The organism is Sphingomonas sp. 2378, from assembly GCF_038084995.1.
In the GTDB taxonomy this organism is placed as follows: Bacteria; Pseudomonadota; Alphaproteobacteria; order Sphingomonadales; family Sphingomonadaceae; genus Sphingomonas.
The window spans coordinates 62,382-76,578 of sequence record NZ_JAXCMJ010000013.1; the positions used below are offsets into that span (position 1 = coordinate 62,382).

General features: G+C 67.0%; 13 protein-coding genes and 1 tRNA gene. 7 read left to right on the top strand and 7 right to left on the bottom strand.

Annotated features, from left to right (window positions below):
- Nucleotides 1–20 precede the first annotated feature (20 nt).
- The 4 genes from SM191_RS08950 (at nucleotide 21) to SM191_RS08965 (ending at nucleotide 5,371) form a co-directional block, all read left to right on the top strand.
- Nucleotides 21–2,060 (top strand): protein-disulfide reductase DsbD family protein, encoded by a 2,040-nt coding sequence (locus SM191_RS08950; RefSeq protein ID WP_341505885.1) that lies wholly within the window; start codon nucleotides 21–23, stop codon nucleotides 2,058–2,060.
- Nucleotides 2,061–2,160: 100 nt separating this feature from the next.
- Nucleotides 2,161–3,654 (top strand): circularly permuted type 2 ATP-grasp protein, encoded by a 1,494-nt coding sequence (locus SM191_RS08955; protein ID WP_306999270.1) that lies wholly within the window; start codon nucleotides 2,161–2,163, stop codon nucleotides 3,652–3,654.
- Entirely contained in the window at nucleotides 3,654–4,589 is a 936-nt protein-coding gene (locus SM191_RS08960) for an alpha-E domain-containing protein (protein ID WP_306999271.1), read from the top strand. The genes SM191_RS08955 and SM191_RS08960 overlap by 1 nt, the downstream gene beginning before the upstream one ends.
- Entirely contained in the window at nucleotides 4,589–5,371 is a 783-nt protein-coding gene (locus tag SM191_RS08965) for a transglutaminase family protein (protein WP_341505886.1), read from the top strand. Before SM191_RS08960 ends, SM191_RS08965 begins: the two co-directional genes overlap by 1 nt.
- Nucleotides 5,372–5,695: 324 nt before the next feature.
- Here the strand turns inward: SM191_RS08965 and SM191_RS08970 are convergent, their stop codons facing one another.
- A complete protein-coding gene (locus tag SM191_RS08970) occupies nucleotides 5,696–6,469 on the bottom strand; it encodes an arginyltransferase (protein ID WP_341505887.1) in 774 nt (257 codons plus the stop codon).
- 113 nt (nucleotides 6,470–6,582) lie between these two features.
- Nucleotides 6,583–7,860 (bottom strand): threonine ammonia-lyase, encoded by a 1,278-nt coding sequence (locus SM191_RS08975; protein ID WP_306999276.1) that lies wholly within the window; start codon nucleotides 7,858–7,860, stop codon nucleotides 6,583–6,585.
- Nucleotides 7,861–8,320: 460 nt separating this feature from the next.
- Here SM191_RS08975 and SM191_RS08980 point away from each other — a divergent pair, with 460 nt between their 5' ends.
- From SM191_RS08980 to SM191_RS08990, 3 genes are all read left to right on the top strand, one after another.
- On the top strand, nucleotides 8,321–10,210 hold the full coding sequence (locus tag SM191_RS08980; RefSeq protein ID WP_341505924.1) for a potassium transporter Kup: 1,890 nt from the start codon (nucleotides 8,321–8,323) through the stop codon (nucleotides 10,208–10,210).
- A gap of 3 nt (nucleotides 10,211–10,213) precedes the next feature.
- Nucleotides 10,214–10,726 carry a 2'-5' RNA ligase family protein gene (locus tag SM191_RS08985; RefSeq protein WP_341505888.1) on the top strand — a complete coding sequence of 171 codons (513 nt, stop codon included), beginning with the start codon at nucleotides 10,214–10,216 and terminating at the stop codon, nucleotides 10,724–10,726.
- Between the two features lie 55 nt (nucleotides 10,727–10,781).
- Nucleotides 10,782–10,858: transfer RNA gene (locus SM191_RS08990), tRNA-Met, on the top strand.
- Here the strand turns inward: SM191_RS08990 and SM191_RS08995 are convergent.
- From SM191_RS08995 to SM191_RS09015, 5 genes are all read right to left on the bottom strand, one after another.
- A complete protein-coding gene (locus tag SM191_RS08995; protein WP_341505926.1) occupies nucleotides 10,815–12,443 on the bottom strand; it encodes a recombinase family protein in 1,629 nt (542 codons plus the stop codon). The two genes, SM191_RS08990 and SM191_RS08995, sit on opposite strands and share 44 nt — an antisense overlap.
- A 144-nt stretch (nucleotides 12,444–12,587) precedes the next feature.
- Nucleotides 12,588–12,818: a hypothetical protein gene (locus SM191_RS09000; RefSeq protein ID WP_341505889.1), complete on the bottom strand. Its 231-nt coding sequence runs from the start codon at nucleotides 12,816–12,818 to the stop codon at nucleotides 12,588–12,590.
- Nucleotides 12,815–13,558 (bottom strand): hypothetical protein, encoded by a 744-nt coding sequence (locus tag SM191_RS09005; protein ID WP_341505890.1) that lies wholly within the window; start codon nucleotides 13,556–13,558, stop codon nucleotides 12,815–12,817. Before SM191_RS09005 ends, SM191_RS09000 begins: the two co-directional genes overlap by 4 nt.
- A gap of 11 nt (nucleotides 13,559–13,569) precedes the next feature.
- Nucleotides 13,570–13,902 (bottom strand): hypothetical protein, encoded by a 333-nt coding sequence (locus SM191_RS09010; RefSeq protein ID WP_341505891.1) that lies wholly within the window; start codon nucleotides 13,900–13,902, stop codon nucleotides 13,570–13,572.
- The gene (locus SM191_RS09015) at nucleotides 13,895–14,188 is read right to left on the bottom strand and encodes a hypothetical protein (protein WP_341505892.1); all 294 of its coding nucleotides are present in this window, start codon (nucleotides 14,186–14,188) and stop codon (nucleotides 13,895–13,897) included. Before SM191_RS09015 ends, SM191_RS09010 begins: the two co-directional genes overlap by 8 nt.
- Nucleotides 14,189–14,197 lie beyond the last annotated feature (9 nt).

Below are 14,197 nucleotides of genomic sequence, written 5' to 3' on the forward strand. Positions count from 1 at the left end.
GGTTAGGGCAAGGTCGGTCGATGCGCGGTTGGTTTTACATCCTGATGACGGCCCTGTTCATGGTCCTGGGTTTCGCCCTGGCCCATGAACCGGCCATGGCGGAGAGCGGCCCCCCGGCGGCCCCCGGTGCGATCCATCTGCCGATGCGCCTGGTCGCCGAGAGCGCCATACCGGCGGCAGGTGGGCCGGTGACGCTGGCCATCGTCGCGACTCCGGACAAGGGCTGGCACGGCTATTGGAAGAATGGCGGCGATGCGGGCCTGCCGACCGAGGCGCATTGGACCCTGCCCAAGGGGGTGACGGCCAGCGAGCTGCGCTATCCGGTGCCGGGGCGGCTGAAGATCGCGGGGCTGATGAACTATGTCTATGAGCGGCCCTTCGCGCTGCTCGTCGATCTGACGCTGCCTGGCGGGCTGGCCAAAGGCATCGCCCTGCCGGTGACGGTAAAGCTCGACTATCTGGTCTGCACCGACACGATCTGCGTTCCCGAAAGCCAGACCCTGTCGACCCGGATGACCGTGGGCGACGGCGCGGTCGATCCCGCCACCCGTGCCGAGTTCGACCGCTGGCGCGCCGCGCTGCCCCGGCCGCTGGGCGGGGAGGGCGTGATCGAGACCAAGGGCAAGGCGGTGCGGATCGCGGTGCCGCTCCCCGCCTCGGTCGTGGTGAAGGACGCCTATTTCTTCCCCGACCGCAGCGGGGTGATCGACCATGCCGCCGATCAGATGACGAGCCGTCAGGGCGACCGGCTGATCCTCACCATTCCCGCCGCCGCCGTCTCCACCGCCGGGCCGGTGTCGGGCGTGCTGTCGATCGGGGAGGGCAAGGGCCTGTCCTTCGCCGCCAGGCCGGGCGCGATCGCGCAGGCGGGGGCTGGGGCGGACACCGGCTTCGGCGCGGTGGCGCTGGCCTTTCTGGGGGCGGTGCTGGGCGGGCTGCTGCTCAACATCATGCCCTGCGTCTTCCCGATCCTGAGCCTCAAGGCACTGAGCCTGGCCAAGGGCGGTGGCGATGAGCGCCATGCGCGGGCGGAGGCGTTGGCCTATACGGCGGGGGTGGTGCTGGTCTGTGTCGGGCTGGGCGTCGTCCTGCTGGCGTTGCGCGCGGGCGGGCAGAGCGCGGGCTGGGCGTTCCAGTTGCAGGACCCGCGCGTGATCGGCGTGCTGCTGCTGCTGGTCGCCGCCATCGCCTTCAACCTGGCGGGGCTGTTCGAGCTGCCGACCCCCGCCTTTGCGGGCCGTTCGGGCGCGATGGGGTCGTTCGCGACCGGGGCGCTGGCGGCGTTCGTCGCGACACCCTGTTCGGGGCCGTTCATGGCCGGGGCTCTGGGCGCGGCATTGGTCCTGCCCGCCGCCGCCGCGCTGGCGGTGTTCGCGGGGTTGGGGATCGGCATCGCGCTGCCCTTCATCGCGATCGGCTTTATCCCTGCGATGCGGCGGCGGCTGCCCAAGCCGGGCATGTGGATGGTCCGGCTCCGCCATATCCTGTCGGTGCCGATGTTCCTCACCGCGCTCGCGCTCGCCTGGATATTGGGACAGGAGGCGGGGGTGACCGGCATGACGCTGGGCCTTGCCGCCGCGCTCATTGCTTCGCTCGGCTTCTGGTGGACGGGGTTGCGCCAGCATGGCGGCAAGGGGCGCGCGGGCTGGCCCGCCATCGCCGCCCTGGTGCTGGCGGCCGCGATCGTCGTGACGGTCAAACCCGCCGCCGCCGTGGCGAAGGCGAGTGCCGATACCGCCTTCACGGAGGCCAGGCTGGAGGATTTGCGTAAGCAGAACCGCCCGGTCTTTGCTTATTTCACCGCCGACTGGTGCTTGAGCTGCAAGGTCAACGAAGCCGCCGCTATCGAGCGGACGTCCGTGCGCGAGGCGTTCGAGCGCAACAAGGTGGCGGTGCTCGTCGGAGACTGGACCGATGGCGATCCTGTTTTGGGACGCTTTATCGAGCGGCATAACCGGGCCGGGGTGCCGCTCTACCTCTATTACGCGCCCGGTGCGAAGGAACCGCAGGTGCTGCCCCAGGTGCTGACCCCCTCGATGCTGGAGAGGCTGGGGGCCTGATCCTCCCCGGCACGGGGAGGAATTGTTTTTGCCCCCCTTGCACACCCCCATCATGCGGTGCAGCATGGAACCAGGCCATTAGGGGGAGCGTAACGACCGGATGGGGACAATCGCCGCGTTCGACGAAATCATGGGGGCTTCCGGCGCTGCGGCACCGCGGCCCGAACTCTCTGCGTTGCAACGCTGGCTCGATCATACCCCCGATGGCGAACTGCGCCGTCGTCAGCAGGCGGCCGAGGCGACCTTCCGCCAGCTGGGCATCACCTTCGCGGTTTATGGCGAAAGCGATGCGGCGGAGCGGATCATTCCGTTCGACATCGTACCGCGCGTCTTCCTGCCCGCGGAATGGGCGCGCCTGTCCGAAGGGCTGATCCAGCGGGTGGAAGCGATCAACGCCTTTCTCGACGACATTTATGGCGAGCGGAAGATCCTGCGCGACGGCGTGCTGCCGCCCGACCTGATCTTCGGCAATCCGCAATTCCGCCCCGAGATCGCGGGGATACGGCCGCCGCACGGCGTCTGGGCGCATATCTGCGGCATCGACCTGGTCCGCACCGGCCCGGACGATTTCTTCGTGCTGGAGGACAATGCCCGCACGCCCTCGGGCGTCAGCTATATGCTGGAGAATCGCGAGGCGATGCTGCGCCTCTGCCCCGAACTGTTCCGCCAGTTCCGCGTGGCGGCGGTGGACAGCTATCCCGACCGGCTGCTCGCCACGATGAAGTCGGTCGCGCCGCACGGCGTCGCCGAGCCGACCTGCGTCGTCCTGACGCCGGGTCATTACAACTCCGCCTATTACGAACACAGCTTCCTGGCCGATTCGATGGGCGTCGAACTGGTCGAGGCGGCCGATCTGGTCGTGGACGACGACATCGTATGGATGCGCACCATCGCGGGGCGGGTGAAGGTCGATGTCATCTATCGCCGGGTCGATGACGATTTCCTCGATCCTTTGGTCTTCCGTCCCGATTCGATGCTGGGCGTGCCGGGTCTGATCGCGGCCTATGCGGCGGGCAATGTCGCCATCCTCAACGCGCCGGGCAACGGCATCGCCGACGACAAGGCGATCTACAGCTATATGCCCGATATCGTCCGCTATTATTCGGGCGCCGAGCCCAAGCTGAAGAATGTCGATACCTGGCGCTGCCGCGAGCCGGAGGCGCTGGCCTATGTCCTCGACCATCTGGACGAACTGGTCGTCAAGCTGGTCGACGGATCGGGCGGTTACGGGATGCTGGTCGGCCCCACCGCGACCAAGGTGCAGATCGAGCATTTCCGGGCGGCGCTGATCGCCGAGCCGCATCGCTACATCGCGCAGCCGACGCTGGCGCTGTCGACCGTGCCGACGTTGGTGGAAAGCGGCGTCGCGCCGCGCCATGTCGATTTCCGCCCCTTCGTCCTGACCGGACGCAACGGCGTGGAGGTGACGCCCGGCGGCCTGACCCGCGTCGCGCTTCGCGAAGGCTCGCTGGTCGTCAATTCCAGCCAGGGCGGCGGGACCAAGGACAGCTTCGTCCTGCTCGCCCCCGAACCGGATAGCTGGGTCCATGTGCAGAGCCAGGAATCGCAAATCCAGACGCAGGGGGTGCGCTGATGCTTTCGCGTACCGCATCCTCGCTCTACTGGCTGGGGCGTTATTTCGAGCGGGCGGATTTCATCGCCCGGCTGGTCGAGGCGACCGTCCGGCTCGACGTGCTGTCGCCGCGCTCCGCGGGGCTGGCGGCCTGGGGGTCGGCACTGGCCGTCACCGATACCGCCAGCGCGTTCGCCGAGGGCGGGCGCGAACTGCGGCGGCGGGAGGTCGCCCGCTTCCTGACGGTGGAAAGCTGCCACCCCGGTTCGATCGTCCGCTGCGTCGACATGGCGCGGACCAATGCGCGCGCCGTGCGCACCGCGCTGACCCGTGAAGCCTGGAGCGCGATCAACCGCGCCTGGCTGCATTTCGAGGCGCGACCGGCGGCGGAGGACCCGACGGCGGTGCTCAGCCTGGTCGAGGCGGTGAAGAACGAGACGCGCGGTTTCGAGGGCGCGGTGCACCGGATGCTGCGCAACCAGACGACATGGTTTATCCGGCTGGGCCAGGCGGTCGAGCGCGCGGACAACACCGCGCGCTTGCTCGACGTGAAGTATCACATCCTCCTGCCGGCGGGCGAGCGGATCGGCGGCGTCGTCGATCGAGACCAGTGGACGACGATCCTTCAGACCGTGTCCGCCGTCACTGCCTATCGCTGGCTCTATTCGGACGGGCTGAAGCCCGCGAACGTCATCGACCTGCTGATCGCGCGCGCCGAATTGCCGCGCAGCCTGGCGGCGTCGGTCGAGGAAACGGTGGATGTGCTGGGGCAACTCGCCCGGCGAACGGGGCAGCATGGGGAAGCGGATCGTATGGCGAGGGTGCGCGCAAACCGGATGACCAAGACGCGGTCGGGCGATGTGATCGCGGGCGGGCTTCATCAGTTTCTCGAAGCCTTTATTCAGGAGAATGCCCAACTGCACGGCGCCATCGGCCGTCAGTTCAAGTTCGCCTGATGCGGATCGCGATCGAGCATCACCTCGCCTGCCGCCCCCGAGTGGCGGGCGGCCCCATGGTGCAGATGCTGCGCCTGACGCCCGAAAATCATGACGACCAGACGGTCGCGCATTGGCGGATCGACGTGGATTGCGACGCGCGATTGCGGGCAAGCCATGACGGCTTCGGCAACGCGGTGACCATGCTCTATGTCGAGGATACGCCGGAGGTCGTGACGATCACCGCCACCGGGGAGGTGCTGACCAGCGACGCGCACGGCCTGATCCACGGCGCGACCGAGACGCTGCCGCCGCCGCTCTTCCTGCGCATGACGGACGCGACTCCCGCCGATCCCGTGATCGTGGGATTTGCGGCGGAGGCGACGCAAGGGGCAGAGGGTCCGCTCGCGGCGCTCCACGCCCTGAATGCCGCGCTCAAGGCGCGTTTCGATGTTGATTTCGAGGCGCGGGTCGTTCGCCTGGATGTCGCGCGCATCTTCGCCGAGAATCGTGCGACGCCGTGCGATCTGGCGCATATCTTCTGCGTGGCCGCACGGTCGCTGGGTATCCCGGCGCGCTATGTCTCGGGCTATGCGGCGCTTGGAAGTGCGGAACATGGCAGCCCGCATTGCTGGGCGGAGGCCCATGTCGAGGGACCAGGCTGGATCGGCTTCGATCCCTGTACCGGGCTCAGCCCGCAGGACCGCCATGTCCGCGTCGCGGTGGCACTCGACGCGACCGGCGCGGCGGCGGTCGCGGGGGAGCCCTGGGGCGGCTTGGCGGTGCCGAACGCGGCGCAGTAACCGCGCCGCCAGAATGCGGTCCACGCGAACGGAACGTACCGTCATCCCGGCATGGGTAGGGATGGCGGGCGATCATCCTTGTTCACGGTACCAAGGGTTCAACCCATTATTGGGCGATGGTCAGCATAGTTTGCCCAATCGACATTCATCATATTGTGAGAAGCGATTGGTTCGCGCGAAGCCGCGATGGCGCGAAGATGTTGTTTCGCTTTGCGACCCGCACGCTCAATCGTTGGGCAGGCACGGCCAATGAGTGTCGGCGCGTATAACCTCTTCGCGTCATCGCGGCTTCGCGCGAAATTCGAAAAAACGAATGGATTGGCCTTAGCCCAACGCTCCAACCGGCGGCGGTTCGGATGGCTCGCCGGTGAAGGTCGCCCAGCCGCGCGGGCCCAGGGCTTCCAGCGGTTGATAGCGGGTCTTGTACGCCATGCGCGGCGACCCCTTCACCCAATAGCCGAGATAGACATAGGGCAGACTGGCGGCGCGGGCGCGCAGGATGTGGTCCATGATGATGAAATTGCCCAGTCCCGGGCGGCTGTCATCCTGCGTCTCGAAAAAGCTGTAGATCATCGACAGGCCGTCACCCTGCCGATCGGTCAGGCACGCGCCGACCAGCCGACCACGCTGCCCCTCGGGGCCGGTGGGTTCGCGATATTCGACCAGCACCGACTGGACCGGTGACAGTTCGACCATGTCGGCATAGTCGCTTTCGTCCATCGCGGACATGCCGCCGCCCGGGTGCCGCTCGCCCAGATAGCGGCGGAGCAGCTGGAACTGCTCGGCGGTCGCCCAGGGCTGGCAGGCGGTGACCTCCAGATCGGCATGGCGGCGCAGCAGCTTGCGCTGGGTGGCGTTGGGGCGGAATTCCCCCGCCACGACGCGCACCGAGATACAGGCGGTGCAGCCCGCGCAGGATGGGCGATAGGCGACCCCCTGGCTACGGCGGAAACCGATCCGGCTCAGCGCCTCGTTCAACTCGCCCGCATGTTCGCCGTTCAGTTCGGTGAACACCTTCCGCTCGTCACGCCCCGGCAGATAGGGGCAGGGGGACGGGCTGGTGACGAAGAAGCGCGGGAAACGAAAAGGCGCGGTCACCGCCGGGCAGTTCCTTCAAGGGGGGATGATTGTCCCTTATTAACGATCCTCCCGCCCGAAGCGATGGCCAGCATCGTTCGGAAACGGGACGATTCCATAAAAAACTAAGCTGTTCAGGCCAGTTCGACCTGAGTCGTTTCATATCCGCTGGCGCGCAACGCCTCGATCAGCCGGTGCAGGTGCAGCGCGTCGCGCGTCTCGCACTCGATATCGGTGATCAGCCCCTTGGCGGGCAGGGTGGTGAAGACGCGCTGGTGATAGACCTCGATGATGTTCACCCGCTCGCGGTCGAAGATGCGTGCGACGTTGAACAGCGCGCCCGGCTGGTCCTGCAACCGGATGCGCAGGCGGGCGAGCCGCCCCGACCGCGCCAGGTCGCGCAGCAGGACGTTGGCGAGTAGCCGCGTGTCGATATTGCCGCCGCACAGCACGATGCCCACCGTCTTGCCCCGGAACCGCTCGGGATGGGACATGATCGCGGCGAGGCCCGCCGCGCCCGCGCCTTCGACCACCGTCTTCTCGATCTGGAGCAGTGCGCTGACCGCTTCCTCCAGATGGCGTTCGTCGACCAGCACGATCTCACGAACCAGTTGCGCGACCAGTTGCGAGGTGAGGCCGCCCGGCACCTTGACCGCGATCCCCTCGGCCAGCGTATCGCCGGCGCAGGGCAGGTCGGTGCCGTTCAGCTTGTTGTACATCGACGGGAAGAGTTCGGCCTGCACCCCGACAACCTCGACCGGGCGGGGCATGGCGGCGGCGACCGTCGCGATGCCGGAGATCAGCCCGCCGCCGCCGATCGGCACGATCAGCGTGTCGATGTCGGGCGCGTCCTCCAGCATTTCCAGCGCGACCGTTCCCTGGCCCGCGATCACCCGCGCATCGTCGAACGGGTGGATGAAGGTGAAGCCGCGTTCCGCCTCCAGCACGCGGGCATGGGCATAGGCGGCGTCGAACGTGTCGCCCTCCAGCACCACGGTCGCGCCATGGCCTTCGGTCTGGACGACCTTCACGATGGGTGTGGTCCGCGGCATGACGATGGTCGCGGGGATGCCCAGCCGGTTGGCGTGATAGGCGAGCCCCTGCGCATGATTGCCCGCCGAGGCCGCGATCACGCCCTTGGCCCGCGCTTCGTCGGAGAGTTGCAGCAGCGTGTTGAGCGCGCCGCGTTCCTTGTAGGCGGCGGTGAACTGGAGGTTCTCGAACTTGAGATAGACGGTCGCGCCGGTCAGTTGCGACAGGGTCCGGCTGATCAGGGTCGGCGTGCGGATGATATGATCCGAAATCCGCGCATGGGCGGCGCGGACATCGTCGATGGTGACGATGGGCGCCGATGGCGCGAGTACGGAGGACGGGAATTCCGAAGCGGCCTCTGGGGCGGGACGACTAACCATGGGGATGCCCTAGCCGATCATGGGCGGGAGGTGAACCGTTTCGGAGGGGGAATATCGGGGCAGCGGCGAGTAGAGCCCTTCGCGGCTTTCCCTCCCCCATCCCCTCCCGCTTGCGGGAGGGGCGTGCTCTTGGCGAGCGGTGTGCGCCGCCGCCAATTACCGACCTGTGGGTTGGCGGGCCGTTCGTCTCCCAGCACCTCTCCCCTCCCGCAGGCGGGAGGGGCTGGGGGAGGGCAACGGAGCCTCGCAGAGCCCAACGCCACTGTTGCACCGCCGCATCGCCCGCCCCGCCAAATCGTGCCGGAACGCAACAAGCGCGATGCGTCCGCGTTGCTGGCCTTTTGGGGCCATGCTAGGGCGTCGCGATGATCACAGGGTTGCCACTCATGTCGCCGATGATCCTTCCCATCACCGGCACGATCGCCCGGTCATGAGCATCGCACCGACCGGAAACGCGATCATGGCCAGCGAAGACCCGCAGCCGCATCATCCGCAGGGCATGGCGCGGCTGGCGCTGGGGGCGATCGGCGTCGTGTTCGGTGATATCGGCACCAGCCCGCTCTATGCGTTCCGCGAGACCTTCGCGAACCCGCACCATCCGCTGCCGCTCGACACCGCGCATATCCTGGGCGTCATCAGCCTGATCTTCTGGTCGATGATGGTCGTCGTGTCGGTCAAATATGTCGCGATCATCATGCGCGCCGACAACAAGGGCGAGGGGGGCAGCCTGGCGCTGCTCGCGCTGGTGTCGGGGCAGACCAAGACACGGCGCTGGTCGCGCGGCATCGTGCTGCTGGGCGTGTTCGCCACCGCGCTCTTCTATGGCGACAGCATGATCACGCCCGCCGTCACCGTGCTGAGCGCGGTCGAGGGCCTGGCGGTCGCCGCGCCCGCGTTCGGCGGCTTCGTCCTGCCGATCGCGATCACCATCCTGATCGTGCTGTTCAAGATCCAGCGGTCGGGGACCGAGCGGGTGGGCCTGTTCTTCGGCCCCGTCATGCTCGTCTATTTCGCGTCGATCGCGGTGCTGGGGGTGTTGAGTTTCATCCAGACGCCGGGCGTGCTGTGGGCGCTGTCGCCGCATTATGCGATCCAGTTCTTCTTCATCGATCCATTGCGCGGTTTCCTGGCACTGGGCTCGGTGGTGCTGGCGGTGACGGGCGCCGAGGCGCTCTATGCCGATATGGGCCATTTCGGGCGGCGGCCGATCGGCCTGTCGTGGCTGGTCTTCGTGCTCCCTGCGCTGATGCTCAACTATATGGGGCAGGGGGCGTTGCTGTTCCGCGAGGGTGCGGCGGCGTTGGAGAGCCCCTTCTACATGCTGGCGCCCGAAGGGTTGCAACTGCCGCTCGTCATCCTGGCCACCGCCGCCGCCGTCATCGCCAGCCAGGCGGTGATCACCGGGGCCTTCTCGGTCACGCAGCAGGCGATCCAGCTCGGCTTCATGCCGCGCCTGCGGATCGAGCATACTTCGGCGGCGACCGCGGGGCAGATTTACATCCCGCTCATCAACTGGATGCTGATGGTGATGGTGATCCTGCTGGTGCTGTTCTTCCGGTCTTCGTCCAACCTGACCTCGGCCTACGGCATCGCGGTGACGGGGGCGATGTTGATCGACACCTGCCTGCTGGGCGTCGCGCTGACCCGGTTGTGGAAGTGGCCGCTCTATGCCGCCGTGCCCTTGCTGGCGCTGTTCTTCCTGGTCGACGGGGCCTATTTCCTCGCCAATCTGACCAAGGTGCCCGCCGGGGGCTGGTTCCCGCTGCTGGTCGGTTTCATCATCTTCACCTTCCTCACCACCTGGTCGACGGGCCGCAAGCTGATGATCCAGCGCCTGCGCGAGGGGACGATGCCGATCCACATCTTCATCGATTCGGCGGCGGGCGCGGCGAGCCGGGTGCCGGGCACCGCGATCTTCATGACCTCCTCGCCCGAGGGGGTGCCGCACGCGCTGCTCCACAATCTCAAGCATAACAAGGTGCTGCACCAGCGGATCATCCTGTTGACGGTCAAGATCGTCAGCCAGCCCTATTGGCCCGAGGATGACCGCGCCAAGCTGGACGATCTGGGGCACGGCTTCCATCGCCTAGTCCTGCGCTTCGGTTTCATGGAGGAGGCCGATGTCCCCGCCGCGCTGAAGCGGGTCGAGATGGCGGGCGGCAGCTTCAAGATGATGGACACCAGCTTCTTCCTGTCGCGCCAGACGCTGCTGGCGGCGGAGCGGCCCGGCATGTCGGTGTGGCGCGAGAAGCTGTTCTCCTGGATGCTGCGCAACGCCGAAAGCGCGATGGAGTTCTTCCGCCTGCCGACCAACCGTGTGGTCGAACTGGGCAGCCAGGTGGAAATCTAGCGCGTGTCGTCCACTCCCGCGCCGATCATCGTCTCCGCCTTGTTCGGGCGGGCGGACCAAAGCTGGTTCGACGGGCTGCGGCGCGAGCATTTCCCGCCCGAGCGCAACGTCCTCGACGCGCATTGCACGCTGTTCCACCATCTGCCCCCCTCGGTCGAGGCGGAATTGAAGCACCGGCTGAACGGCCTGACGCGCGGGCTCCGCGCGCCGGAGGCCCGGGCGGGCGGGGTGATGTCGCTGGGCCGGGGTGTCGCGATCCGGATCGAGTCGCCGGGACTGGTCGCGATCCGTCGCGAACTGGTCGAGGCCTTTGCCGGTCTGCTGACCCCGCAGGATGCGGGGGGATGGCGGCCGCATGTCACCGTCCAGAACAAGGTGACGCCGACCACCGCCAAGCTGCTGCTGCAACAGATGGAGCGCGATTTCCGGCCCCGCGCGGTCGAACTGATCGGGCTGGGCGCATGGTGGTATCGGGGCGGTCCGTGGGAAATGATCTCGCGGCATTTGTTTGCTTGACGCCCTGAAAACCCCTGTCTATAGGCGCGCCTCCACCGGGTGGAACGCCTGGCATGGCGAAGTAGCTCAGCTGGTTAGAGCAGCGGAATCATAATCCGCGTGTCGGGGGTTCAAGTCCCTCCTTCGCTACCACCGGTGCAGACTTTCCAGAACCCCTTCGGGGGTTCTGGGGAGACGTCGCGAGAGCGACTGCCGATCCCAGAGACGACAGAACCTCGATATCCCAATCGGTATTGGTCGGACGGATCTTCACGCCTTCGATCAAGTCGCGCAGCCGTTGCTTCACCTCGGCCTGTTCGACCCCTGTCGATTCGTCCAGCGTCCGCGACAGCGATTTCACGCGGCGGCGATAGTCGTCGACGACGCCTGGGTTCATGATCACCACACTGTCCGCAGCGAGCTCCTGGCGCTGGCGGATCAGCGAATCGCGATCGGCCTTCCGCGCCGCCAGGGCTTCGCGAATCTCCGTAAAGTCCGCCGCGCCTTCCGCGATCGCCGCGACGAGGCGGGCGATTGCACGTTCCGCCGCGCCGAGACGCTTATCGATGGCGTCCAGCGATTCGCGGTCGCGTTTCTCATATTCGGCCGCCTTGACATGGTACCGCTGGACCAGCAGCGAGATCGCCTCGGGCGAGAGCAGGTTGTTGACGATGCCCGCCAGCACCCGCCCCTCCAGCTCCTCGCGGCAGATCGTCTTGCGCACCTCGCAGGTGCCCGCTTCGCGATGGCGGATACAGCCCAGCCGCTTTCCCCCAACGATCGATACCGACCCGCCGCATTTGCCGCAGGTGATCAGCCCGGAGAGCAGGTGGCGCGGGCGCTTGTGCTGGCCCATCGGGCCGGTCGCGCGCTGCTCGGTCTGGTCCTGGACGGCCTGCCACGTCTCCTCGTCGACGATTCGCAGCTCGGGCATGTCGACCATGACCTGGTCCTCGGACGAGGTGACGCGGGAGATGCGTTTGCGGCTGTCCGGATCGCGCTTCATGGTTACGCGGCCATAGAGGAAGCGCCCCGCGTAGATCGGGTTGTGCAGCATCCCCAGGCGGCGAGCCCGGTGCCCGGCGATCGAGGACGCCCGCCATTCGCCGCCAGCAGGGGAGGGGATGCCTTCGCAATTCAGGTCGTGGGCGATCGCCTTCGGGCTCCGACCGGCCAGATACTCCCGATAGACGCGACGGATGACCGCCGCCTCTTCCGGCACGATTTCGCGCAGGCCCCGGTCCAGTTCGCCCCGGTCGTTGATTCGGGGCACGACGCGATAGCCATAGGCCAGCCCGCCCGGAATGCGCCCGCGCGAGACGGCGCCGCGCTGCCCGCGCCGGATCTTGTCGGCGAGATCCTTCAGGAAGACCGCCGACATGGTGCCCTTGAACCCGATGTGCATCTCGGTGATGCGCCCCTCGGACAGGGTCTCGATCGGGACGTTGGCGAATTCCAGCCGCTGGAAGATCGTCGCGATATCCGCCTGGTTGCGCGAAATGCGGTCGATCGCTTCGGACAGCACGATATCGAATGCGCCGGCGGACGCGTCCGCCAGCAGTGCCGTCATCCCAGGCCGCCGGTTGGATGCGCCGCTGATCGCGATGTCCGTGTAGACCCCGGCGACCTCCCAGCCTTCGCGCCGGGCTCTTTCGGTGCAGAGCGCGATCTGGTCTTCGGCCGAGGTGGCGGACTGTCGTTCCGAGGAGAAGCGAGCGTAGATCGCTGCGCGTAACATGGTTCACTCCGATTCTTGTTGGTGCGCGCAGCATCCTCTGCGACCATGAGCCCTGCAATCGCGTCGACCAGGGCAGCCAGGGCGGGCGTCATAATCGCCCCCGCAAGGTGGGAGTGACGCCGGCGGCTCGTTCCAGGCGTTCGGTCACGCGGCGCGCTCCGCGATCGCATCCTCGATGTCGGTCTGGCGGTCGTCCCGGTCGGCTTCGCCGTATCGGATGGACATGACGATGTCGCACCAGGTCTGGTGCTTGGTGGCGTCATGGTGCTTCGCGGCCAGCGCCTGCGCGTTGGCGGCGGTCCAGATCGGGGCGGTGCCGTTGCAGGTGAAGCAACCGGCGACGATGTCGCGGGATCGGTGGGTCGGACGCTTCATGCGGCGATACCCACGAGATGGCCGACCGACATGGCGAAATGCCCACGCCAGCCGTTCGGCTCATCGTCCTGGACGCGCCCGGCCTCGCGATCGTCGCGGTAGGCGAGGCAGTCCGCCAGCGACAGCCAGTGATAATCGCCCACGACCCAGCCTTCGCCGCAGCTCGGGCAGTGCTCTTGCCCGTCGAAAATGATGAGATCGTCGCCGGGCGCGCCGCAATGGATGCAGGTCGTCTCGCTATTGGACAGGCAGGCTTCGCCCGGGCCCCAAGGATTATTGGACCCCACGCGCCAGCGGGGGCTGATTTCACCCCGGCCACGGACAGCCTGTAGGATGGACGTCTTGGCACCGTGGGTCTGCGCTACCGTCAACCGCCATGCCGAAATACGGTCGAGCACGGACTGGCGGCGCTCGCGATCCGGGTTGATCTCCAGGAAGCGCTGCTGGGCGCGGTATGCCGCGCTCATGACCGCCATGATGGCGCGATACCGGCCGCCGTTTCGGAATGCCTCCTCCTCGGCCGCCCGCTTCTCGTTGCCTTCGAGGCTCTCGCCCTCGTTGCGCATGCGATAATGGTGAGCGATGCGGCGCTGCCAGACGATGTCCAGCATCTGCCGCAACAGCGCTTTCTCATATGCGCCGATCCGTCGAGCGTCGGGAAAGCGCACGGCCAGCTCGGCGCGCATGTCTTCCTCGGCTTCGCGACCGATTGCGCTCAGGGTGGAGACGGGGAGCGTCACGCTTTCGATCCCTAACGAGCGTGGGGCTGCGTTGCGGTCAGTTCGACGAACTTCGCCATGACCTGCGGGCGGCCATTCTTCACCAGTTCGGCAAAGGCCCTTTCGGCACCATCGCACACTTCGTCGAGCGTCGGTTCGTCTAGCTTGGTCTGCAACATGTACAGCATCGCGCCCCGCATGACGTTCGACGCGGTCTTGAGCAGCAGGAACGCCACCTCGCCCGGCGACAGAACGACCTGGGCCGATAGCAAGTGGCCGTTCATGACCAGTTCGAGATCGTCCTGCATGGCAGCGCCGATGCGCCGCACGAGTTCATGGTTCGCATGGTCTTGGGCATTAGCCACGGGTGGGCTCCCTCTTGGCCTGGTCGGCAGCGGTGCGGGCCGCGATGATGCGGTCTTCCGCCGCCAGCGATCGGAGGTAGGTGGCGGCATCCTGCGCGGCGGCGATCTGAAGATCGGGCGCGGGCAGCTTTGCCTTCCACACGGCGGCGAGTGCGTCGAGGCCGGGATCATGGGCGTCGCGTGCGATGTCGCAAATGACGTTGCCCATCCCCAGCCCGTCAGCCATGTTGCTGCTCAGCTTGGCCAGATACTCCAGCACGTCGGCCCGGGTGACGAGGACGGGCATGTCCTTGAG